The 21080-nt window shown below is 65.5% G+C and carries 24 protein-coding genes and 1 tRNA gene; 7 read left to right on the top strand and 18 right to left on the bottom strand.

Features of this window, described 5'->3' with window-relative positions:
• The first annotated feature begins 49 nt into the window (after positions 1-49).
• From cmk to der, 3 genes are read left to right on the top strand one after another with little or no spacing between them, the layout of a single operon-like run.
• Positions 50-775, top strand: coding sequence for a (d)CMP kinase (gene cmk / locus A37U_RS0105800; RefSeq protein WP_020495673.1), 726 nt, complete (start codon positions 50-52; stop codon positions 773-775).
• Positions 772-1422, top strand: coding sequence for a lysophospholipid acyltransferase family protein (locus A37U_RS0105795; RefSeq protein WP_020495672.1), 651 nt, complete (start codon positions 772-774; stop codon positions 1420-1422). Before cmk ends, A37U_RS0105795 begins: the two co-directional genes overlap by 4 nt.
• Positions 1419-2849, top strand: coding sequence for a ribosome biogenesis GTPase Der (gene der, locus A37U_RS0105790; RefSeq protein WP_020495671.1), 1431 nt, complete (start codon positions 1419-1421; stop codon positions 2847-2849). The genes A37U_RS0105795 and der overlap by 4 nt, the downstream gene beginning before the upstream one ends.
• A 1-nt stretch (position 2850) precedes the next feature.
• On the opposite strand, the gene A37U_RS0105785 is transcribed toward der, so the two are convergent.
• Positions 2851-3852, bottom strand: a complete 1002-nt coding sequence (locus A37U_RS0105785) for an ABC transporter substrate-binding protein (protein ID WP_020495670.1) — start codon at positions 3850-3852, stop codon at positions 2851-2853.
• Positions 3853-3988: 136 nt separating this feature from the next.
• Here A37U_RS0105785 and A37U_RS0105780 point away from each other — a divergent pair.
• Positions 3989-4062: transfer RNA gene (locus tag A37U_RS0105780), tRNA-Pro, on the top strand.
• 107 nt (positions 4063-4169) lie between these two features.
• Here the strand turns inward: A37U_RS0105780 and A37U_RS42410 are convergent.
• From A37U_RS42410 to A37U_RS0105705, 15 genes are all read right to left on the bottom strand, one after another.
• Entirely contained in the window at positions 4170-5387 is a 1218-nt protein-coding gene (locus A37U_RS42410) for a tyrosine-type recombinase/integrase (RefSeq protein WP_083933201.1), read from the bottom strand.
• Complete coding sequence (locus tag A37U_RS0105770) at positions 5387-5560, bottom strand: helix-turn-helix transcriptional regulator (protein ID WP_020495668.1); 174 nt, start codon at positions 5558-5560, stop codon at positions 5387-5389. The genes A37U_RS42410 and A37U_RS0105770 overlap by 1 nt, the downstream gene beginning before the upstream one ends.
• Positions 5557-6906: a replication initiator gene (locus A37U_RS0105765; RefSeq protein ID WP_040586760.1), complete on the bottom strand. Its 1350-nt coding sequence runs from the start codon at positions 6904-6906 to the stop codon at positions 5557-5559. Before A37U_RS0105765 ends, A37U_RS0105770 begins: the two co-directional genes overlap by 4 nt.
• Positions 6907-6941: 35 nt before the next feature.
• Positions 6942-7358 (bottom strand): hypothetical protein, encoded by a 417-nt coding sequence (locus tag A37U_RS48100; RefSeq protein WP_020495666.1) that lies wholly within the window; start codon positions 7356-7358, stop codon positions 6942-6944.
• A gap of 97 nt (positions 7359-7455) precedes the next feature.
• Positions 7456-8100 (bottom strand): DUF2637 domain-containing protein, encoded by a 645-nt coding sequence (locus tag A37U_RS48095; RefSeq protein WP_051111547.1) that lies wholly within the window; start codon positions 8098-8100, stop codon positions 7456-7458.
• Positions 8088-8591 carry a hypothetical protein gene (locus tag A37U_RS0105750; RefSeq protein WP_020495664.1) on the bottom strand — a complete coding sequence of 168 codons (504 nt, stop codon included), beginning with the start codon at positions 8589-8591 and terminating at the stop codon, positions 8088-8090. Before A37U_RS0105750 ends, A37U_RS48095 begins: the two co-directional genes overlap by 13 nt.
• A 6-nt stretch (positions 8592-8597) precedes the next feature.
• Complete coding sequence (locus A37U_RS0105745) at positions 8598-9056, bottom strand: hypothetical protein (protein WP_020495663.1); 459 nt, start codon at positions 9054-9056, stop codon at positions 8598-8600.
• Positions 9057-9062: 6 nt separating this feature from the next.
• A complete protein-coding gene (locus A37U_RS0105740; protein ID WP_020495662.1) occupies positions 9063-9299 on the bottom strand; it encodes a hypothetical protein in 237 nt (78 codons plus the stop codon).
• On the bottom strand, positions 9296-9481 hold the full coding sequence (locus A37U_RS0105735; RefSeq protein ID WP_020495661.1) for a hypothetical protein: 186 nt from the start codon (positions 9479-9481) through the stop codon (positions 9296-9298). The genes A37U_RS0105740 and A37U_RS0105735 overlap by 4 nt, the downstream gene beginning before the upstream one ends.
• Before the next feature lie 26 nt (positions 9482-9507).
• Positions 9508-10983: a hypothetical protein gene (locus A37U_RS0105730; protein WP_020495660.1), complete on the bottom strand. Its 1476-nt coding sequence runs from the start codon at positions 10981-10983 to the stop codon at positions 9508-9510.
• 120 nt (positions 10984-11103) lie between these two features.
• Positions 11104-11313: a hypothetical protein gene (locus tag A37U_RS42395; protein ID WP_020495659.1), complete on the bottom strand. Its 210-nt coding sequence runs from the start codon at positions 11311-11313 to the stop codon at positions 11104-11106.
• 7 nt (positions 11314-11320) lie between these two features.
• Positions 11321-11530, bottom strand: coding sequence for a hypothetical protein (locus A37U_RS0105720; RefSeq protein ID WP_020495658.1), 210 nt, complete (start codon positions 11528-11530; stop codon positions 11321-11323).
• A 4-nt stretch (positions 11531-11534) separates the two neighbouring features.
• Positions 11535-11813 (bottom strand): hypothetical protein, encoded by a 279-nt coding sequence (locus tag A37U_RS0105715; protein ID WP_020495657.1) that lies wholly within the window; start codon positions 11811-11813, stop codon positions 11535-11537.
• Between the two features lie 28 nt (positions 11814-11841).
• On the bottom strand, positions 11842-12492 hold the full coding sequence (locus A37U_RS42390) for a hypothetical protein (RefSeq protein ID WP_157182616.1): 651 nt from the start codon (positions 12490-12492) through the stop codon (positions 11842-11844).
• A 270-nt stretch (positions 12493-12762) separates the two neighbouring features.
• Positions 12763-13092, bottom strand: coding sequence for a hypothetical protein (locus tag A37U_RS0105705; protein ID WP_240437487.1), 330 nt, complete (start codon positions 13090-13092; stop codon positions 12763-12765).
• A gap of 170 nt (positions 13093-13262) precedes the next feature.
• Here A37U_RS0105705 and A37U_RS0105700 point away from each other — a divergent pair, with 170 nt between their 5' ends.
• The 3 genes from A37U_RS0105700 to A37U_RS0105690 all read left to right on the top strand — a co-directional run bounded on the left by A37U_RS0105700 (position 13263) and on the right by A37U_RS0105690 (position 16080).
• On the top strand, positions 13263-13613 hold the full coding sequence (locus tag A37U_RS0105700; RefSeq protein ID WP_020495654.1) for a GntR family transcriptional regulator: 351 nt from the start codon (positions 13263-13265) through the stop codon (positions 13611-13613).
• 265 nt (positions 13614-13878) lie between these two features.
• Positions 13879-15132, top strand: coding sequence for an NsdA family TPR-like regulatory protein (locus A37U_RS0105695; protein WP_020495653.1), 1254 nt, complete (start codon positions 13879-13881; stop codon positions 15130-15132).
• Positions 15133-15873: 741 nt separating this feature from the next.
• Complete coding sequence (locus A37U_RS0105690; protein WP_020495652.1) at positions 15874-16080, top strand: hypothetical protein; 207 nt, start codon at positions 15874-15876, stop codon at positions 16078-16080.
• Between the two features lie 525 nt (positions 16081-16605).
• On the opposite strand, the gene A37U_RS0105685 is transcribed toward A37U_RS0105690, so the two are convergent.
• Entirely contained in the window at positions 16606-18651 is a 2046-nt protein-coding gene (locus tag A37U_RS0105685; protein WP_026196905.1) for a prolyl oligopeptidase family serine peptidase, read from the bottom strand.
• A gap of 543 nt (positions 18652-19194) precedes the next feature.
• On the bottom strand, positions 19195-20718 hold the full coding sequence (locus A37U_RS42385; protein WP_020495650.1) for an amidase: 1524 nt from the start codon (positions 20716-20718) through the stop codon (positions 19195-19197).
• Positions 20719-21080 lie beyond the last annotated feature (362 nt).

Genomic DNA, 21080 nt, shown 5'->3' with positions numbered 1-21080 from the left:
CGGGTCGGGCAGAATGGCTGATGATTCGGCCGATATAAGGAGGCGGATAATGCGGGCTGGCACGTTGCGCGGTGTGATCGCGCTCGACGGACCTTCGGGCACCGGTAAATCGACCGTGGCCCGCAGGCTCGCCACCGCACTGGAGGCCGGATACCTGGACACCGGAGCGATGTACCGCGCGGTCACGCTCGCGGTGCTGCGCGCCGGGATCGACCTCGCCGACGAAGCCGCGATCACCCTCGCCGTCGCCGAGAGCCGGCTCGGTATCGGCACCGATCCGGCGAACCCCGGCGTGCTGCTCGACGGTGAGGATGTCGCCGTCGAGATCCGCGGGCCCGAGGTCACCGGTTCGGTCTCGCCCGTCTCGGCGATCGCCGATGTGCGCGAACTACTGGTCGCCGAGCAGCGCAGGATCATCGCCGCGACGGTCGAGGAGCGCGGCGGCATCGTGGTCGAGGGGCGCGATATCGGCACCACGGTAGCCCCGGACGCCGAGATCAAGGTGTACCTCACCGCCTCCGAACAGGCGCGCGCGAACCGCAGGTACCGCCAGGACAACTCGAGCGGGCGGGCCTCGAGCGCCGAGGCCGCGCTCGCCTCGGTGACCGACCGGGACCGCATCGACTCGAGCAGGGCGGTCTCCCCGCTGCGCAGGGCCGAGGACGCCGTCGAGGTGGATACCACCGAACTCGACGCTCGCGGGGTCGTCGCGATCCTCCTGTCCCTCGTGGACGAGCGCGGCCTCGTCGGGAGCGGAACGGAGCGCGGGTCGTGACCACCGCGACCGGTCTGCCCGAGGGCGCCAGTCCCGCGCTGCACGGCGCGGCCAGGCTCCTCGGGCGGTACATGTACCGGCCGTTCTTCCGGATCCGGGTGCACGGCATGGACTGCTTCCCGCGCACCGGGCCGGTGGTGCTCATCGCCAACCACAGCTCCTTCATCGAACCGCAGCTGCTGCTCGGTCTGGTGCCGCGGCGGTGCGTGTTCCTGGTCAAACGGGAGCTGTTCGTCGGCCCGGCCGGGACGTTCTTCCGTAAGATCGGCCAGCTCGCGATCGACCGGAGCAGCCCGGACCGTGCCCCGCTGCTCGCCGCCGTGCGTGTGCTGCGCGAAGGCGGGATGATCGGGGTGTTCCCGGAGGGTACCCGCGGGGACGGGGACGTCGAGGCGGCCGAACGGGGTGCGGCCTGGCTGGTGCGCGCCTCCGGTGCCACGGTCGTCCCGGTGGCGACCCGGGGCACCAGCAAACGGGCCCGCACCGGGTTCCGGCCCCGGGTGGATCTGCTCGTCGGAGAACCGTTCACCCCGGAGATCGGCAAGGGCTCGGCGGGCCTTGCCGAGGGCACCGAACACGTCCGCGGCGAGCTCGCCGAACTGGTGCGTAGGCTTGACCGGATACGAACCGACGGGGAGCAGGCATGAGTGAGTCCGAACTGATGGGTGACGAGGTGCTCGACGGCACCTGGTCGGACGAGTCCGAATGGGAGGAGTTCACCGGCACCGAACCGGCCGAGGACAGCGGAACCGCTGCGCCGCAACCGGTTCTCGCGGTAGTCGGGCGGCCGAACGTCGGCAAGTCCACGCTGGTGAACCGGATCCTCGGCAGGCGCGAGGCCGTCGTCCAGGACGTGCCAGGGGTCACCCGCGACCGGGTCAGCTACACCGCGCAATGGGCAGGCAAGGGGTTCACCCTGATGGACACCGGCGGCTGGGATCCGGCCGCCGATGAGCTCTACGCCGCGGTCACCGCCCAGTCCGCGTATGCCATGGAGCACGCCGACGCGATCCTGTTCGTGGTGGACGCGATCACCGGGGCGATCGCGACCGACGAGGCCGCCGCGCGGATCCTGCGGCGCGCCAAGACCCCCGTACTCGTGGTCGCGAACAAGGTCGACGACGACCGCAGGGTCGCCGACACCGCGGACCTGTGGTCGCTCGGGCTCGGCCAGCCCTACCCGGTCTCCGCACTGCACGGCAGGGGATCCGGCGATCTGCTCGACGCCGCGCTCGCCGCGCTGCCCGAGACACCGAGGGAAAGCCTCGGCCGCGGCGCGGGGCCGCGCAGGGTCGCCCTGCTCGGCAAACCGAACGTCGGGAAATCCAGCCTGCTCAACAAACTCTCCGGGGAACAGCGCTCGGTCGTGCACGAGGTCGCGGGCACCACCGTCGATCCCGTCGACTCGCTCATCGAACTCGACGGGCAGACCTGGCGTTTCGTGGACACCGCGGGCCTGCGCAAGCGGGTCAACTTCGCCGCGGGCGCGGAGTATTACGCCTCGCTGCGCACCAAGGCGGCTATCGAGTCCGCCGAGGTGACCATCGTGCTGCTGGACGCGAGCGAACCGGTGAGCGAACAGGACCTGCGCGTGCTCAGCATGGTCGTCGAGTCCGGGCGCGCGCTCGTGTTCGCGCTCAACAAATGGGACCTCATGCACGAGGACCGCCGCCGGGAACTCGAACGCGAACTCGACCGCGGACTCCGGCGCATCCCGTGGGCGCAACGGGTGAACGTCTCCGCGCTCACCGGCCGTTCCGTGGCCAAGCTCGCCCCCGCGTTGCGTACCGCGCTCGAATCCTGGGACACCAGGGTGCCGACCGGGGCACTGAACTCCTGGCTCGGCGAGCTCGTCGCCGCGACCCCGCCGCCGGTGCGCGGTGGTAAACAGCCCAAGGTGCTCTTCGCTACTCAGGCGCAGACCCGGCCACCCACATTCGTGTTGTTCACCACCGGCTTCCTGGAGGCCTCCTACCGCCGGTTCATCGAACGCAAACTGCGCGAGAAATTCGGCTTCACCGGGACCCCGGTACGGATTTCCGTCCGGGTCCGGGAGAAGCGCAAGAAGAAATAACTCAGACCGCCACCGGTTTGAATTTGCGCTGCCATTCCGCGATCGGTTCGAGATTCTTCGCCAGCTGGAGATGGGAGAACGGGATCTCCGGATTCCACGGCGCCACATTGCCCGCCCGCACCGCGGGGAGTGTGGCGAATGTCGGAACCTTTTTCAGCTCCTCGATCTTCATCGCCTGCGGGCGGGAATCGTAGAGAATGACGTCCGCGGGATAGCGGCCGACCTGTTCCCAGGAAAGCTCGATGAACACCTCGCCTTTCTGGGTGTACGGCGGATCCACGAAATTGACCCCGAGGTCCCGCACATAGCGCGAGTTGTCCTGCTCCTTCGGGTGCGTCACGAACAACTTGTCCGGCGAACCGGAAATCATCATCACCCGCAGCGGGTTCGCCTTCGCGTTCTCCTTGATCGCGGCACTGGCCTTGTCGAACCGCGAACGCGCCTGCTTCGCCGAGTCCGAATCCGGGTTCCCGCCCAGCGAACGGGCCAGCTTCGTCATGTTGTCCAGAATCTGCAACGTGTTCGTGCGCGCCGAGGTGTCGATCAGCGCCACCGGTACCGCCTGCTCCACCTTCGGGAGCACCTCCGGGGTGATGTAGAACGGCTTGTTCGGCAAGAACGACGTCTCCAGCACGAGATCCGGCCGCAACGCCAGCAGCTTCTCGATATCGAAATCCCCGTACTTCTCACCGACCGAGCGGATATTCGCGAAATTCGCGTCACCCGACTGCGGATTCGGCTTACCGTTCACCGGAGAATGCGGGCCGTAGACCCCGGCGAAATGCACACCATAATCATTCAGCGCACCGATCACGCCCGAATACGCCACGATCCGCTGCGGCCGCTGTTTCAGGGAGACCCGCTTCCCGCGCGCGTCCGTGTACTCCCACGAGCCACCGCCCGAAGTCGAATCCGAACCAGAGCCCGAGCCGCCACACGCCGCCACCGAGACCCCGGCCACCGTCGCCAAACCGAGCCCAAGCGCCCGCCGGCGCGAAACCATACCCGTCAACAGTCGACTCCCTGCCTAAACGTCCGTCCGCAGTGAGCTTAGCCTTGCCTAATGGTCTGGAACAGGGTGGGTGACAACCCCCTCGGCCGCGTACGCTACGATCATCACGTCGCACACACGCGGCACCCGGGCTGTAGCGCAGTTTGGTAGCGCACTTGACTGGGGGTCAAGGGGTCGTGGGTTCAAATCCCGCCAGCCCGACCGGCAAAGGGCCGTCTACGCAGGTAGGCGGCCCTTTCTCTATGCCCCGGACATGCCTCGGCCCCGGGCATCCCAACATTTTCCCAACATGCCCAGGGCCGAAGTCTTCAAGCAGCGTCATCGCGGGCCGACCTGCGCAGGGCCTTGGTTCGGTTGCGGTCGAGCTTAGTGGCGACCTCATCGAGGCGGTCCGGGAACAGGTGCCCGTAGATATCCAGCGTCATCGCCGCCGTGGCGTGCCCGAGCATCTGCTGTAGCACCTTCACATCCGCACCCGCTGCGATCGCCAGCGAGGCCGCGGTGTGCCGGAGCTTGTGCGGGGTCAGTCCGAGGTCACCGAGTCCGGCGGCCTTCACCGCGGCGTTGAACTCCCGGACCCGCCAGTTGTTCGCCCGCAGTGACTGCTTGCGTGCGGTGCGGAACACGAGCTGATCGTCACCGCGGTTGCCGACGACTTCACGGAGCACGGGGACCAGGGACGCCGGGATCGGCACGGTACGTGGCTTGCCGTTCTTCGGCAGGCCCTCGCATTGCACGCCGTTGATCTCGGTGAAGGTGCTCACGACCCGGATACGCCGGTTCTTGAGATCCACCTTGCCGATTCGGAGGGCGGCCGCTTCGCCCCATCGCATACCGGTGTAGGCCAGCAGCAGGATGAGCGCCCGGTTGATCGCGGCACCCGCGGTCGGCACCTTGTACTTCGTGACCAGCCCCGCCGACGCCGACGCCAGCCGCTCGATCTGCTCGTAGCTCAGGTACACATGCTCGGACTCAGGCCGGATCGGAAGCTTCACCCCACGGGCCGGGTTGCGGGGGAGCCGCTTGGGTACGCACCACTCCAGCACCATCGCCAGCACCCGGTAGCAATGCCGCGCTTGAGAAGCCCCGAGCCCCGAGCCGCCCTCGTCCTTGGACTTGAGCAGTCTCGCAACCCACGTCGAGATCTCTTCGTGGTCGATCTTCACCAGCGGTTGGTCTCCCCACCGCTCGTTAACGTGATTATCGAGCAGAGCACGGTACTTCCACCAGGTTTGGGGTTTCAGGTCGTGGCGGGAATCGATCCATCGTTCAGCCACTGTCGAGAAGGAAACCTTGCCCTCTACCGGATCGACGTAACTGCCGCTGGAGAGTGAAACCTCCAGGTCGCTACACCGAGCCTCGGCAGTCCGCTTGTTGCGGGCCACTTCGGTACGCAGGCTCCCGGACTGGTCGTAGTACATGACTTCCCAGCGAGACGGCGGTTTCCGCCCGGTGGTCTTCGCTTTCGCAACCGCCGCCTCATATTTCTTTGTGCCACTGCGGTCATATACCCACGCGCGCGCCATCAGATACCGCCCTGTCCGTCGACCCAGGCTTCTACGTCTTCGGGGCGGTAGCGGACGTATTTGCCGATGCGTCGGCCGGTTGGTCCGTAGCCGCGGGTGCGCCATTGGTAGAGGGTGCCGACTGGGATGCCGAGGAATTCGGCCACGTCGTTGATGCTCATGAGCTTGGTCATTGTTCCGGTTCCTTCCTGTGTTTGCGGTTTTCTCGCTGGCGTCGCCCGATGGCTTCGGCGAGTTCTTGTTCGGCAGGGCTTGAGTAGCCGTTGCCGGTGTGTTCCCAGTGATTGATGACGGTGATGTCGTCCTCGGTGACTCCGAGCGCGTCGAGTTGGGTGGTGTAGCGGTGCAGTCGGCGGGCGTTGCGCAGGTGTTCGAGCTGCATCGAGTAGCGGCGGGATTTGGTGAGGAAGTGCCCGCGGAACCCGAGCATGTGCGCCCAGTTCCGCAGCGCCCGCAGCCGGGGCAGGCCACCGAGTCGCCAGGTTTCGCGCATCATGTGCTTGTGGTGCTCGGTGGCGCGAACGTGTTCGATGGCTTCGGCGGTCCGGAATGGACGGTCGGCGGTGTCGGTGGCGTCGGTGCCCTTGGTGGCGTATTTGGCGATGTACCCGGCCAGGGCGTGATCGGAGATGGCCCCGTCGGCGTTTTCGAGCTGCTCGCCGGAGGCGACGGGGCGCACGTCGATTTGGGTGCCCCAGGCGAACGTGAAGGCCCGTTCGACGCCCTCGGCTACCGGGAGGGTCCGGTTGATGCGGACCTCGGCAGCGGCGGTTTCCACGGCGGCGGCGAGCAGTTCCGGTCGCGCCCACGCCGGTGGGGTGTCCTCGGGTCCGCTGGGGCCGTCGAGTCGGATGATGCTGTGGAAGTGCACCATGCCGCGCTGTTGGTATTCGGCGACCTTGGCGTACGAGATGCGGGCGTGGTCGGCGAATTCGCGGACCTTGATCCCGGCAGCGCGGGCAAGTTCGCGGCGTAGCCGGATGGTGAACCGATGCCAGAGCTCGCCGGAGTGGGCTTGCCAGAGCACCGCGGCGGTGTAGTCGTAGGTGGCGGGGTTGATGGCGGTGCCGATGCGGGAGTCAGTCCCTCGGTGGGTTTCACCGCATCGGCACCGGAGCACTTTCCCTGTGGTGTGCACGACTCGGGTGTGCACGGGTCCGAACGAGGGTGCGGTGAGGGTGACGAACAACCGCGGGTGGGTGGCCACGGTGTCGGGCACGGTCTTGCCGCCGGAGATCCCGGAGCGGATCAGGTGAAAGGCGTCTTGGCGGTACACCTCCGAACACGCGGGGCAGACGGCTTCGCGCCGGTTCCCGCACGGGACGAACACCCTGCCCTCGACTCCGGCGAGGTTGTCGCCGGTTTCTTTCGAGCGGATCCAGAACTCGCCGTGGAGATGGATGGGTGCCGAGCACCCGCCGACCGCCTCGACCTTGGTTCGCCAGGTTGACCAGTCTGGTTCTTTGGCCCGCGCGGCAAGGCGTTCCGGGCTCGGGGCAGTCGTCGGGGTGTCAGTCACGGAGACCTCCATGGTCGAGGGCAGGGGAGTGGGATTCACGCAGCGGGTGTGCCGTGCAGTTCCGCGGCGAGGAAGCTGAGTTCGTCCAGGGCGACGGACTCGGACTGTTCGGGTTCGAGGTAGACGAGCCCGGCCGCGGCCTGGTAGTCGATGCCGTCGTAGACGGTCACGCGGACACCGCTGTTGAGTCGGCCGGTGATGCTGATGTGCAGGCTCTCGCCCGTGGTGCGCCGCCAGGTGCCGGTGATGCCGTGCAGGTTGCGCGTCCAGAGCAGCAGCGAGGACAGCACCGCAACCGGATCGGTGTAGGCCTGCACCCGGGGGTGAATATCGAGCTCCAGGTCCTCGGGTCGGAGGTGGATGCTGGTGGGTTCGGGCATGCCGACCGAGTCCGCGTATCCGGCGTAGGCGGCCATCAGGGTCGAGGTCTTGGTGTTGGTGCGGGTACACATGATCGTGGTCCTTTCGTTGTGGGGCACAGAAAAACGACGCTGACCGGGTGGCCGAGCGTCGTAGGTGGTGGCGGTATTCGGTTGTGTGACTGGGGTTTCAGGCTGCGCGGCTGAGTTCGGTGACGAGCTCGGTGGCGAGCCGGTCGGGGATGCCGATGTGTTGCTGTATGTCGGCCGGGGTCAGGCCGCGCTGTTCCCGGTGTGCCTTGTCGGCGAGGTCGAGCACGGTCTTTCTCATCGTGGAGGGCAGCTTGTCCACCGCCCCACCCGTCTTTTCCCGCGGCGAGCTGTTGGTGACCAGTTCGGGTGGGGTGGCGGGCTGTACGGTTTCCGGTTGTGGGACTGGGGTTTCAACGGCGTTTCCGCGGGAGGGGCGGAGGGCAAGCTTGACCACGATGAGGAACCCGAGCGCGGGCATCGCCGCGACCAGCCACCCGGCCGCCGACGGTTCGGCAAGGGCGACTTGGGAGATCATCTGGACGATGAACGCCACCGCGAGCACCGCGGCCGGGAACCGGATCGGGTTGCCTACGGTCCGGTCGTGGTGCAGGCGCAGTCCGGCGACCACGGCCATGCCCTCGATCACGACCGCGTCGGCCCAGGCGAGCCACCCGGTTTGCCCGTGGGCTTGTGCCCAGTCGTGGGTGTGGGTGAAGCCCGCGGCCCCACCGATCCCACCGAGCACGACCATGACCGTGGTTTGTAGCCACCGCAGCCAGCGTTCCCGGTTCACGACTGCCACCGGGCGTGGTCCTGCTTACGTTTGCGGGCTTTGGCTTCCTCGAGTTTCCACATGTGGCAGGTGTTCCCGAGTAGTTGCAGTTGCCCGCCCAGGCACAACAGCATCCGGTCCAGGTACTCGATCGCGGATTCGACCTCAGCTTCGCTCGCCGTGGCGGGGAGATCCTGATAGCTGGCGACGAACCGTTGGTGTTCGGTCATCAGGGCTTGGTCGATCCCGAGCGAGAATACCCGGACACCGAGGTTGCGCCCGGAGAGGTGCCGCTGGCCGCCCCAGCGGACGCCGTGGACCGCGAGGAGGTCCTGCACGGTCTCCGACTGCCGACACAACGGCACGATCATGTTCTCCACCAGGTGCCTTGCGACCTTGTAATCGCCCAGTGGCGTGCTATTCGGTGACCTGGTGACACGGTCGGGCCAGAACGCGAACCGCCCGTAGATCTCCCAGTAGACATCGATGTTGCGCGTATTCAGATCGAGAATGCGGGACATTGCTGGTCACCTCCTTCGTGTGTTGGCCGACTTGGCTTTCCACATGTGCTCGGTTTTCCCGAGCAGCTCGCACTGTCTGGTCAGGCACTGGGCCATGCAGTCGAGCAACCGGACCGCTTCGTTGACCTCGCTGTCGGTGGGAGAGCCCGGCGTGAGGTGGTCGTACTGGGTGGCGAAGCCCTGGTATTCGTGGATGAATCCCTGATCGATCACGGCCGAGGACGCGGTACCACCGGGGTACCAGATGTAGGTGTCGCGTAACCGGGACCCGTAGCGCAGGGCGGTATCGGCGAGTGCGTCGAGCTGCTGGTGCAGACCGCGGACCATCGTTGCGACAAGGTTGACGATCACCGAGGAGTCGCTGCCGTGGTTCGGGGTTTGCTCTGAGCACAGGCGCCGGTATTCGCCGTAGCAGTCCCGGTACCGTTTCATTCCGCTCTGGTCGAGCTCGAATTTCCAGGCCATCACCGGTCACCTCCGGCCCGTGGATACGTCATCGATCATTTGGTAGCGGTAGCTGCCGTTGATCCGTTGTGCGCGCCATTCGCGGCGGATCAGCACGGTCACGAGCACGAATGCGGCCCCGGTGACCGTGAGCAGCAGGACCCGCCACACCAGGTCGGTCACGATGATGTATTCGGCGAGTCCAGCCAGGCCGAAGCCGAGTGCGGTTTTCAGCCACATTTTCAGGAAGTGCAGGGCGATCATGACGCGCTCCCTTCGGTTACGGTCCAGCCACTCGGTAGTTCCGCGTCGAGGTAGGTTCGGCCCAGCTCGCTGTTCCCGCGGTTCGGGTAGAACTGGGATTCCTCGCGGACGTGCAGCAGCATTCCGAGCACCACACAGGTGGCGTTGTTCTCTTCTGGGGTGCCGACGATCCGGATACGCATCGCGGTTTCTCCTTTCTGGTTGCGGTTCAGGCTGCGACCGGGAGTCGCAGCACGTTGGGTTCGAGCGCGGCCTGTGGCGTGCAGGTGCGCACGAGTTCGTCAATGTCCTCGTCGGTGGTGTGCCCGGCGCGGACGCGGACGGGGTTGCGGGAACGGTCGTCGCGGGTGAACCCGATCCCGGTGTACTCGGGGTCGATCGGGATCTCGTCAGCGAGCGCCCCGCGCACTCGTGCTTCTTCGCCGAGGGCCATGTCCACATAGGACGCGGACTCGACCGAGAGGCACACGCGCAGGTTGAACAGGTCCCGCATCGGCAGGATGTCCTTGGTGGGTTCCTGCAGGAACGCCCACACCCAGTAGCCCGGGGCGCGGCCCTGGGTCATGATCTCGGTGATGATCTTCGTGAGATCCCGGGCGGACACCCCGAGTGCGGTGGCCATGGCCATCTCATCGATGATCAACAGATTCACCGGAGTGGCGGGGGAGAGTTCGAACTTGCGCTTGCCCTCCTGAGCGAGACCGGTCTGCACGGTCTTCATCTCGTCCCGGAAGGCCTTGATCAGCGTCAGCGCGTCCTCGCCGACAGGACCGGACTGGCCCCGGTTCTCACCGTCCTCGTCTTCGTCGTCATCGAAGTCCATGTAGGACTCGCCGGTCTTCCCGGCGACGTGGTCGGCGAAGCGGTAGAACAGCGGGCGAGCGCGGGAGGTTTCCATGCCGCCCTTGAGGTCCACCATCCAGATACGGACAAGCCCGTCCCGGATCAGCGGCCCGATACCGCGTAGCGGGTTCCACATCAGCCCCGACTTGCCCGAACCGGAACTACCGATCCCGAGGACGTGGCGTTCGAGGAGGTTTTCGGTCCAGTCCTCGCCGTACTCGGTCTGCCCGAACACGACCTTGCCCAGGTTCACCTCGTCGGCGCTGTCGGGGACCGGGGTGGCGGGGATCGGTTCGGGGAACGGGTTGCGGTGTACCAGGGTCAGCATGATCACCTGTGGTTTGACCTTGGTGATTCCCAGCGACTCGACGTTCAGCGCGGCTGCGAGTTCGTCCTGCCATTCCTGCCAGGTGCGCAGGCTCTGCCCGCGGACCATGCGAACCTTGATCCGGTCGATGGTCGGAGTGGGGGAGGACACCCGCAGGATGCGCGGCATCAGCTCCGCCCCGGTGCGGCGGTCTTCCTTGACCAGGTCGCAGGCGCGGCAGATGTTCTGCCAGCGGAACCCGAAGTACCGGATCCAGCGGTGCCGCCACGCCCGCATCGCCGATGCCGCATACCGGTCATAGGTCGAGGGGTGCGCGCGTGCCCACCCGAGACACGCGGCCACGCTGCCCGCCGCGATCGAGCCCGTGGTCACGGATCCGAATTCGTTGACCGCGGTGATCACCGCGCCCGGGGCGAGAACACTTCCCGGATGCCGGGCCACCCATCCGGCCGCGCGGAACTCGGCACCCTGACGGCGGCCCTGCTTACCCTGCTTGGTTTTGTTGCGTGCCATAGATTTTTCCTCTCGGGACGCGAATCGGCCACACACCCTCGGGGCCGGTACGTGCCCGTCAGATGTGTGGCCGAATTCGCAGGTCGTGTGTGAACTTGTTGTGCTGCAACGGACTATGGTCTATCCGCGGGGCTTGCTTCCTGGTTTCTGCTTGCCGTACAAGGCCTTCGCGTCCACCATTCCCACCGAATAGGACGCCACCGCGCGTGCCGTCTCGTTGTAGAGGTGCTTGAACCCAGCCCTACGGATCTGAATGCCACGCATCGTCTCCTTGAGCCGGTTCATCGACTTCGTCAGATCCTCGGCAAGCGCGTTCACCTGATGTGCCATGACTCGATCACCCTTCCGTCTCGTTCCGGCCGGACAAATCTGCCCGGCGTACCTGGCGTGCCAGATCCATCCGGCACTGCGCGATCCGGATCCGCAGCGACGCGGTCTCGGTCGTGGGACTCGCGAGACCGTCAGGGCTGAACTCGATCAGATCCACCGCGGCATCCGCGACGCTCAGCGTCCGGGCCGCTTCCTGGTACATGTCCGACTCGTCCACCGCGCTACACCTTCCAGCCGTTCGCGATCAGCTCGGCCTCGTACTTCTTCGAGGCGGCCCGCAGGGTCTGAAGCTGTTTCTCTGCCCGCTTTTTCAGGGTCGACAGCTCTTTCTTGTCCGGGATGCGCCAGCCCGAGGGGTGATTCCCCGAGTCCCGCATGCCCGAGAGCACCCGCGTGCTGTCATCGAGTACCTGTTTCACCTGGGCGATGGCTTGCTGAAACTCGCCGTACTTCTTCACCGCGTGCTTGTTCACCTGGTTACTCACCACTGGTGCGACCATGTGCCGGTCTCCTTCCTGATCTGTTGACTCACTTGCCGTTCAGGGAGTCGTGCAGCTCCCCGCGATCCGAGGACCATCCCGCGCGGCGCATGCACTCCGGGCACGTCGGCGGATCGTCGTCTTGGTGGTCGCTGTAGCGGACCCGAGCGCCGCAGTACATCAACACGCTGTCCTGCAGGCCGGTCGCATTCGCGATACCCGACATCGGACGACCGATGTGGCGCACCGACCCGTTGTCCTTCACCGCCGGGCGTGCCTTCAGATGTGCCCAGCGGTTCATCGCGTCCCGCGTGCTGCGCGGCACCAGAACCGAGTGCCCGAAGCCCTCGCGGCGGTTGCGCCACACGTACAAGTGCTGCCCGCCGACCGTCAGCCACTTCTGACGGATCAACTGCTCGACCACGATCGCCTCGTGATCGGGAACCGTGGTGATCTTGTTCGCGTCCGGATCAATCACCCGGCACACCCGATCAGCCACACCCGCCAGCACATACCCGTTATCCGTACGAGCACGATCGAGAACTTCCTCCACCGCGGCCATATCGTTGACCTTCCGCGGACGCTTCCGCTTCGGCTTCGCATTCTCCGTACCGACCGTGTTGCCGAACAGGTCCGTATCATTCGCCGTCATCGCGACCACCCAGACAGCCCGTACCGGCGTAGCCGCCACCATGACCACCGATCATCTCCTGACCTCCCATCTCGTTGCGCCCGTTGCCTTTTGCACCGGACACAGCAGCCCCCGAACCACACGAGCTCGGGAACCACTGTGCACGGTCAAAACCGCACAAACTCTCCTGGTTCAAGGCAGAATTCGGCCCACTATGGAATTCATCAAAGAACACGCAGCCCACGAAAACGGCTTGAATTCGAAATATCGAAGGGACTCATCAGGCCGGTCACAATCCCGGCGACGCCTCCCGGCGTTTCGTCCAGAACCCGCAGGTCGTCACTCGAACGACGTGCCCGCCCGCTTCACCGTCGACGCGCGGAACGAGATCCCCGAGTTCGTGACGACACCGTTCGCGTTCGTCATCTGATACGGCGACACCCGCGGATTCACCAGCTCCACCTGATCACCGTCACCGAACTCTTCGCCCGGGTCGATCTCCAGGGTCACGCGGATTTCCTCGCCCTTCGGACGGCGGCCACCCTCCTCGGTGCGCCGCTGCTTCACGAACAGCGACACCACGAACATCTGATTGCCGTCACGATCGGTCGCCAGCACCGCCTTGCCGTTGTCGTCCTCGAACGTCTTCGGCTCCGGCGGCTCCGTCACCGTCAGCGAGTACCCATCGAACAGAACCGGAAGATTCCTCATCATCGTCTCCCTATGTCGTATGTCGTGCTATGGCGTTCTAGTACGAGACTAACACAGTGATAGTACAGTCCCATTCCTCCATTCGTGTGAACTAGCGCGTACTAGGTCGTATCGGTACAGTTCCTGCTATGACCTCGCATCTTGCTGCGCACCCATACCAGGTGGTCGCCGGGCGCATCATCGAGAAGATCCAGGCTGGCGACCTGAAGCCGGGGGAGAAGTTGCCCTCGGTTCGTGGACTTGCGCGGGATGCGGACGTGTCCACCGTGACCGCTCAGAAGGTGCTGACGTACCTCGCTGAACTCGGTCACGCCGAGGTGGTCTCCGGGCTCGGCTACTTCGTAACCGAACAGCAGCCCGGCAACAGCGGGGTGTCCCTGGAAACCGTTACTGATCAACTTGACCAGCTCCAGCGGACTGTCGCTGACCTCGCTTCACGGGTGGAGCGCCTGGAGAATCCGCCCGAGTCTGAGCGGTGACGCGCTGTTGCTCCAGTCCGCGGACACGAAGCTCGATGTCATCAAGGTCAGCCTGCAGGCTCCGCAGCCTGACGCTGATGATGTCGAGGTCCGTTCGTTTGCTGTCCATGCCATCTACTGTCGTCCACTGACGAGGTCTGGCAACAGTGTCGCTGCAGGTGACGGCTTTATGGCGCGGTCGTCATCCCCTCGTCACCCCCGCATCACCACCACGTCCAGCCCGGCCGTGGCACAGTGGAAGTGAACCGTTCGAGGAGGGTGCGCGATGGGCAAGGCGAATCCGGATACGGCGCGCAGGATTCGGGCTCTACGCGAGGGTAAAGGGCTGACCGTGCGCCAGGCCTGCGAGGAGATGCGGCGTCACACCGACCGCGTTCTTCCCGAGCCGGAACACCTTGAACGCCGGTGGAAGTCTTGGGAGTCCTTGGGCAGCGGGGCGAGCCATCCTGGTGAGGAGTACCAGAAGCTCATCGCGGCCACGCTCGGTGTCGTCACCAGCACCCTCTTCCTGCCCGAGCAGAAGTCCGCTCCGGCAGATCTCCTTGCAGTGACCGGAATGGACACTCTGGAGATCCTCGGGCGGCTCCAGGTGACCGACGTCAGTAATGCCACCTTGGACGGACTACGGGTCACCGTCGAACGGCTCTGCTCGTCCTATGCGTCCCAGCCCGCTGCCACGTTGATCGTTGAAGGTCGGCAGTGGCTTGCGCGACTGGTCGAGATGCAGGAGACCACGAAGCTCACCCTTGCCCAGCGCCGCGACCTTGCCGAGCAGATCGGATGGCTCGTACTGCTTGTTGGGTGCCTCGAATACGACCTTGGTGCGCCGTCGCGTGCCGAGGGGACCCGCCGATTCGCGCTCAGTCTGGGCAAGGAGATCGAGCACCCGGGGATTCTCGGATGGGCGCACGAGATGAAGGCCTGGTTTGCCCTCACCGGCGGGGAATACCGAGCGGTCATCGCGGCCAGCGAAGCCGGGGAGACCGCTGCGCGAGACCACAGTGTCGCGGTGCAGCTCGCCGCGCAGCAGGCGAAGGCCTACGCCCGAATGGGACAACTCCCCGAGATGCACAGCGCGCTCGAACGCGGGCGGGTCCTCCTCGACAACATGCCCTACCCGGAGAACACCCGGAACCACTTCGTCGTAGACCCCCTGAAGTACGACTTCTACGCCATGGACTGCTACCGCCACGTCGGCGACGACCGACTCGCCCGAACCCTTGCCGACGAAGTGATCCGTGGCAGCACGGACTTCAACGGCAACGTGCACTCGCCCATGCGCGTCACCGAAGCTCAGGTCACCCTCGGGGTAGCCGCTGCCCATGAGGGCGAACTCGATGAAGCCGTCGAACACGGCCAGCGCGCGATCTCTGGGGAACGGAAGTCCCTGCCGTCCCTGGCGATGGTCACACAGGACCTCGTGACCGCACTCCGGAACGACTACGCCGACGCGCCCGCCGCCAAGGAGTACGTCCAACAGCTCCGCACCGTCCTATCCGAGGGCCGCCCGGACGCCTGAACTCCCGTCAGCCGTGCACGGCGCGGAAACTCCGCTGTGTTCAGACTTTCTCTACTTCTTCAAGGCGGCCCCCTCCGGGGGCCGCGGGCGACAGTGCTGTCATCCGCGGGGCAAGGCGGGCATGCGGGCTGCCGCCCGGTCCCGCCGCCCCGCGGACAGCGCGACGCCCGCGGCCACCCGCCCGGAGGGGACCGCGATGCGTAGAAGGCCGAACTACAACAGATGTCCTCGCCGGACGGGCAGATCTCCGGGATGGCAGGGGAGGCCATGCGTGCGTCCCGTGGAGTAGCGGTGCCGGAAGGTGTGCCATCCCATCGACCTCCCGAGGGCTATCACACCGAGCTCGGGGCGCAATCTTGGCAGGATCGGCTACGGTGATCGGAGAGGTTGCACCCCGACCACGGCGTGATAGGGCGTTGCCAGGTCGACGGGATGGCACACCGGGGCCGCTGGTGTGGGGGAGCGGGAACCCAACATTTTCCCAACATGAGGTCGCCGGATGCCGCGAAACGACCGCATACGCTGACAGCCACCACGGCAGGTGAGCGGGCTCAGGGCGGTATCGGTGCAGGCAGCGGGAAAGCCGAATATCGTCAAGGGGTCGTGGGTTCAAATCCCGCCAGCCCGACCGGGAGCGGGTTTCCGCAGCTCACAGCTGTGGGAACCCGCTTTTTGTTGTTCGATGGCGTCCGTCCTGGTCAAGCACAGCGCTCAGTGACACCTTGACTCGAGGATGCCGACATGACCGGAGATTTGACTAAACAGTGTCTACCGCGACCGCAGGCGGCGGTGTGGCGGTCGTATCTGGACGAGTGGGATCGCGCTCTGCGGGCGGGGAACTACCCGGAGTCGACGCGCTACAACTACGAGCTCGCGGTCACCCAGCTGGCCGAATTCCAGCCAACTCGAAGTCCTGCTGGCGACCTGTTCGGGGAAGTCCTTCGCTGACCGCCGCGACACCGCAGTGATCCGACTGCTGCAGCAGGCCCCGCGTGAAAACTTTGACTGTGCGCGTACTGCCAGGCTCCGATCGCTGCCGGAGAGGGGCCACCGACGGCTGGTGTGGCCCCCACGGCCGCCATGGTGGCGATCAGAACCGGCGTTCTACGTCGAGCTGTCCTCATCGAACATTCCTCTCCGCGTCGTCGTGGCCTGGTAGCGGCGATTGGGTCCGTCCGTCGGAGAGGCCCCGTCGATCGCCCGCGAGGCGCGGTACAGGTGCGGTCAGGGCAAGTGGAGTCGCACGATCTGGGTGTCGTCGCCTTTGCCGGTCGTTTCATCGATCTCGATGCTTGAGGTGACGCGGTTGAGGGGGTATCCACTTCCGGTGTGCTGTTGGTCAGCACGGTGATGCTGCCCAGACTGGATTCCACATCGAACGCGGGTGTTGTTCCGCGAGGAGGGGTCGACTGTGGAGCCAACCGAGCTTGTAGGAGTAGACGACGCATTCTTGTCCTTCCGCCGGCCGCGCTGTTACCGGAGCCGGTCGAGCAGGAAGGTGAGCCAGTCGGTCGTCTGTTCGATGGCGATGTTCATGTCGGTCGCGAACCCGTGCCCTGTGTTCTCCCAGATACGCAGGTATACGGGGGCATTGCCCTGTTGGGCTGCTTGCAAACGGGCGGCGAACTTGCGGGCGTGCCACGGCGGGCACCGGGGGTCGGTGTCGCCGGCGTCGATGTAGACGGCGGGGTAGTCGCTGTCTACATCGACGAGATGATAAGGGGAGATGGTCAGCATCCTTCGGACCTCGTCGGGATCGTCGGGATCGGCGAGTTCGGTGGCGACCGCCAGCCGGCCGTATGGTTCGCGGCAGGCGCCGAGCATGTCCATCAGTGGCACCTGGGTGACGACGGCACCCCAGAGATCGGGGCGTTGGGTCATCGCCACACCCGCGAGAAGGCCGCCGTTCGACATTCCGGTGACGGCTAGCTCAGCGGGTGTCGTGCGGCCGACGCCGATGAGCTGTTCAGCAACGGCATAGAGGTCGTCGTAGCAGTTCTGTTTGGTGCTCATACGGCCACCGTTCCACCAGTCGCGGCCGAACTCGGCGCCGCCGCGCAGGTGGGCGCAGACGTAGGTGCCACCCGCTGCCACGAAGGCGGCCTGCGCGGAGTTGAACTGTGGCAGGAAGGCCAGATTGTAGCCGCCATAGGCGTAGATGAGGGTTGGCTGGGACGTTGTGGTGTCGGTGTCCGCATGCCGCACGAGGTGGTACGGGATGCGGTTTCCGTCCCTGCTGGTGGCCCAGAGATCCTCCACTACGGTGTTGGCGAGGGTGACTGCGAGTTCCCGGAGCACCTCGATTTCGGTGTCTCCCGGCCGGTGCCGATACACTCCCCAGGAGGAAGTCAATGTGGAATGGGCGAAAACGTATTCGTCGGGGTGGCCAGTCTGGTGCTGGCCGAGCGCGAGGAATTGGAAGGGGAGTTCGCCCAGCGCGCCTTTTCCCGGTAGCGGAACCGCACCCGTGACAGCACCGTTCTGGTCGAAAATCCGCACTCTGGCATAGGTGTCGATAGACTGCGACACGTACAGCAGCTCGCCGACGGTAGTGAGACCGCGCAGCACCGCGTCGGATTGGGGCACGATCGTGGTCCACGCCTCGGGTTCCGGCTGGTCGAGTTCGATGGCGACAATGCGGCCACGGGGCGCGTCGAGATCGGTGACGCCAACGAAACGCCCGCCTATCACGTACCCCGCCAGGTAGGCATCAAGATCGGTGACGAACGGACGCCACTTCGGTTGCGCGGGGGTATCGAGGTCGGCGACGGCCACGGGGATCGGGGCGAAGGTGCGTTCGACCGCGACGAGGTGTCTGCCGTCGCGGGAAGGCAGGACCATCCGGTACTCCGTCCGGGTGGTCCAGGGCACGTCGACCGGTGTGGTGGACCCGGTGGCCACGTCGTGGAACATGATGTGCTGATTCAAGTCGATGGCCGCCCCGTCGAAAGCGGTGAAGTAGAAGCCGCTCGAATCGCGCAACCATTGGGCGCCGCCGGTGTAGCTGTCCATCAGCGGCTGGGCAGGCGCATTGGGCAGGATCGCGCCCGAGCCAGTATCGATGAGCCGAATGGTGTTCTGTTCGCTGCCATCGTGGCAGAGCCCGACGGCGAGCACCGTGCCGTCCGGGGATGGCGAGAACCAGGAAAGGAATGGCGGGATGCCCGACGGGTCGTACTGCGGGTCGTAGAGCACGCGCCCCTCGCCGTATGGCTCATCGGCGACGATCAAACCCGCCTGCGACGAGCCGGGTGCCGTGTACTCGCGGAACCATCTTCCGCCCGCGTAGGTGGGGATCGTGGCGAGCCCGGGGACCATGTGCCGCTCGACGAGTTGCCGTACGCGGCAGTAGTCAGGTAGGGCGTGCACCGCTTCCGCTGTGAGCTCGTTCTGAGCGCGTTGCCAGGCGCGCACTTCCTTGTTCCTGCCGTCTTCGAGCCAACGGTAGGGGTCGGCCACGGTGACGCCGGCGAGTTCTTCTGTGGCGTCGACCGTCCGGGCGCTGGGATAGATGGGCATGGACACGAGTAGGTCCTCCCTGATGTAGGAATGCGCGTCAGTCTGACCCGACTGGCAATGTGGCGGTACCTCCATTCGTCAAAACGATGGTCCGGTGGGCGCGACGTCCGTCGACCGGACGGTCCAATACGGTATGCCGCAACGAATTTCGTTCGCGCCTGCCGTGAACCGCGTTGACGGACGGTCTGGCTGCCCTACAGAAGTATTTTGGTACGAACCCCAGTTGACCATCGTCGCAGGTGGTCAGACAGGTCTCCCGGGGACCGATTCCGGTCAGCGGGATATCTCCTCGTTGCCGAGGATCCGCCGCAGATTGAGGAAATCCCGGTGCGTTCGCCGCGCCCCGACCAGCACTCGTGTAGTTCGTCGATCACCGGTATTCGGGCCGGCTCCTGTCGGCGCGCGGGAAACAAACCCCAGCGCAACCACTTCGAGACTGACACTTGACGAAGCTTCCACGCCTGGTTCCGCTCGGAGCGATGGCGCCGTCCGCTTGATAGCACAGCGAAGAACATGGTGATGTCGACGTGTTCGGCAAACACGTCAGGATAGCGTTCGACTGTGGGCATCGGAACTGGCCGAGAAGTTCGTCGAACCGAGCGGGCTGGGCAGCGGGACGTAGGGTGCCTGGTCGTCAGGGCCCTCCTTGCGACGGGGGCCGGTGAAGACGGGGCGGTCGTCGAGGCTGGGAGGGATCTGGAGGTGGTGATCGGTCACTGCTTGGATGTCGATCGCCAGTTGGAGGAGCACGGCCTCCGTGAACGGCGGTCCTGCCAGCTGCATGCCGATGGGCGATCCGTCGGTGGGGCTGAATCCGGCCGGTACGGAGACGACGGGGAAGTTGGCATCGTTCCAGCATCCGAACTGCATCAGCGGCAAGGCACCATCGGCGATGGCTCCGAAGGGCTCGCTGTGGCTGCCCGGGTGCACGATGGCGGCGAGGCGGTGCTCCGCGAAGATCTGCGTCCACGTCCGCGCATACTCCGCCCGATTCGCCTGAGCCCTCACGTAGTCGATCGCGCTGCCGGCGTTGTCCATGTCCGCGAACATCGTGGTGAACTCGTCGCGGTACAAGTGGCCGCGTCCGTCGAACTGGGCATGCAGCACCCGCGTCTCGGCCGCGAGGATGACTGCCCAGGCTGCTGCGCCGTCCGACACCGTCTCGAGCGGGTTCTCCGGCCAGTCGAACTCGACGAGTTCTACTCCGATACCGGTAAGGTCTTTCTTGAACCGCTCGAACATCGTTGCGACGCCGTCGGAGAAGGGATGGTCGGCGAACCGCGGTACCCCGACCCTGGTGCCTGCTGCTGGACAGGTTCCCGGCCGCGGATGTGTCGGGTAGGTCGCGGGCGCCGGCTGAGCGTAGGTCGAGCAGTCCGTCTCGTCGCGTCCTGCCATAGCGGAAAGCAGCAGCGCGCAGTCAGCCGCGCTGCGAGCCATTGGCCCCACTACGTCGTAGGTAAAAGTGATCGGGATACATCCGGCGGTGCTGATCAGCCCGAACGTCGGTTTCACGCCCGTCACGCTGTTGAACGCTGCCGGCATTCGGATACTGCCCCGCCCGTCGCTGCCCACTGTTGCAGGCGCCGTGCGCGTGGCCAGCGCGATCCCGCTGCCACTGCTCGAGCCGCCAGGCGAGAGCGAAATGTTCCATGGGTTGATACCCCACGTCCCGCAGGCGAACTCCCCGCAGTGCAGGTGTCCCAAGAGGACCATCCCGGCTTCGCGCAGGTTCGTCCAAGCCGTCGCGTCGATTCGAGCGACGTTACCCTGCAGCACTGCGCTATCGGCGGTCAACGGCAGTCCGCTGACCCCGACAACTTCCTTCAGCCCGACCGGTATCCCGGTAAGCGGTCCGGCCGTACCTGCGGTGAGTGTCTGGTCCGCAGCGGCCGCGGCGGCACGCGCCTCCTGTTCGTAGACGCGGATCCACGCGCCGTACTTATCATCGCGCGTCGCGATGCGCGACAGGTACGCTCCGGTCAGTTCGACTGCGCTGATCCGTTTGGCATGCAGAGCCTCCGAGGCCTCGATGACGCCCCAATCGGCAGGATGATCAAGCGACACGACTGCTCCCTCCAAGTGAAGGACTCTCCAGCTGCACCGTGAACGGTTATCCTCCAGGATCGGATGAGGACCGAGGAACGGACATTCGTTACCGATTCGCGGCGGACGGCACGACATGTGTTGCGATCACGCTGCTCACCCCTCCGACATCGCGGCAGGATCGTCCGCCGAGAATGGCACCGGGATCACGTCGTGCACGAACACAGGCGTGTCCATCGGACCGAATCATTCATGAGGTCGAGTCGGCATATTCCCGTGTGGCTGCTGTTGGCACGGCTGCCTACTCTGGGTGGGTATCGGCGGGGTTGTCGACCGTGTCGAGCGCATCGTCGAGTCTTGCCGGGAAGCGTTTCTCACCACGT

Source organism: Sciscionella marina DSM 45152 (assembly GCF_000379465.1).
In the GTDB taxonomy this organism is placed as follows: Bacteria; Actinomycetota; Actinomycetes; order Mycobacteriales; family Pseudonocardiaceae; genus Sciscionella; species Sciscionella marina.
The sequence above is the reverse complement of the archived record's forward strand: the minus strand, read 5'-3'. Positions and strand labels throughout refer to the sequence as shown.

What these genes read in the sequence shown, in the direction of transcription:
- A37U_RS0105685 (WP_026196905.1), bottom strand. Translation starts at nt 18,651, where the DNA reads ATGCCCATCTATCCCAGCGCCCGGACGGTCGACGCCACAGAAGAACTC.
- A37U_RS42395 (WP_020495659.1), bottom strand. Translation starts at nt 11,313, where the DNA reads ATGGCACATCAGGTGAACGCGCTTGCCGAGGATCTGACGAAGTCGATG.
- A37U_RS0105740 (WP_020495662.1), bottom strand. Translation starts at nt 9,299, where the DNA reads ATGATCGCCCTGCACTTCCTGAAAATGTGGCTGAAAACCGCACTCGGC.
- A37U_RS0105735 (WP_020495661.1), bottom strand. Translation starts at nt 9,481, where the DNA reads ATGCGTATCCGGATCGTCGGCACCCCAGAAGAGAACAACGCCACCTGT.
- A37U_RS0105715 (WP_020495657.1), bottom strand. Translation starts at nt 11,813, where the DNA reads ATGGTCGCACCAGTGGTGAGTAACCAGGTGAACAAGCACGCGGTGAAG.
- A37U_RS0105695 (WP_020495653.1), top strand. Translation starts at nt 13,879, where the DNA reads ATGGGCAAGGCGAATCCGGATACGGCGCGCAGGATTCGGGCTCTACGC.
- A37U_RS42410 (WP_083933201.1), bottom strand. Translation starts at nt 5,387, where the DNA reads ATGGCGCGCGCGTGGGTATATGACCGCAGTGGCACAAAGAAATATGAG.
- A37U_RS48100 (WP_020495666.1), bottom strand. Translation starts at nt 7,358, where the DNA reads ATGTGTACCCGCACCAACACCAAGACCTCGACCCTGATGGCCGCCTAC.
- der (WP_020495671.1), top strand. Translation starts at nt 1,419, where the DNA reads ATGAGTGAGTCCGAACTGATGGGTGACGAGGTGCTCGACGGCACCTGG.
- A37U_RS0105750 (WP_020495664.1), bottom strand. Translation starts at nt 8,591, where the DNA reads ATGTCCCGCATTCTCGATCTGAATACGCGCAACATCGATGTCTACTGG.
- A37U_RS0105770 (WP_020495668.1), bottom strand. Translation starts at nt 5,560, where the DNA reads ATGACCAAGCTCATGAGCATCAACGACGTGGCCGAATTCCTCGGCATC.
- A37U_RS0105730 (WP_020495660.1), bottom strand. Translation starts at nt 10,983, where the DNA reads ATGGCACGCAACAAAACCAAGCAGGGTAAGCAGGGCCGCCGTCAGGGT.
- A37U_RS0105785 (WP_020495670.1), bottom strand. Translation starts at nt 3,852, where the DNA reads ATGGTTTCGCGCCGGCGGGCGCTTGGGCTCGGTTTGGCGACGGTGGCC.
- A37U_RS0105700 (WP_020495654.1), top strand. Translation starts at nt 13,263, where the DNA reads ATGACCTCGCATCTTGCTGCGCACCCATACCAGGTGGTCGCCGGGCGC.
- A37U_RS0105745 (WP_020495663.1), bottom strand. Translation starts at nt 9,056, where the DNA reads ATGGCCTGGAAATTCGAGCTCGACCAGAGCGGAATGAAACGGTACCGG.
- A37U_RS0105690 (WP_020495652.1), top strand. Translation starts at nt 15,874, where the DNA reads ATGACCGGAGATTTGACTAAACAGTGTCTACCGCGACCGCAGGCGGCG.
- cmk (WP_020495673.1), top strand. Translation starts at nt 50, where the DNA reads ATGCGGGCTGGCACGTTGCGCGGTGTGATCGCGCTCGACGGACCTTCG.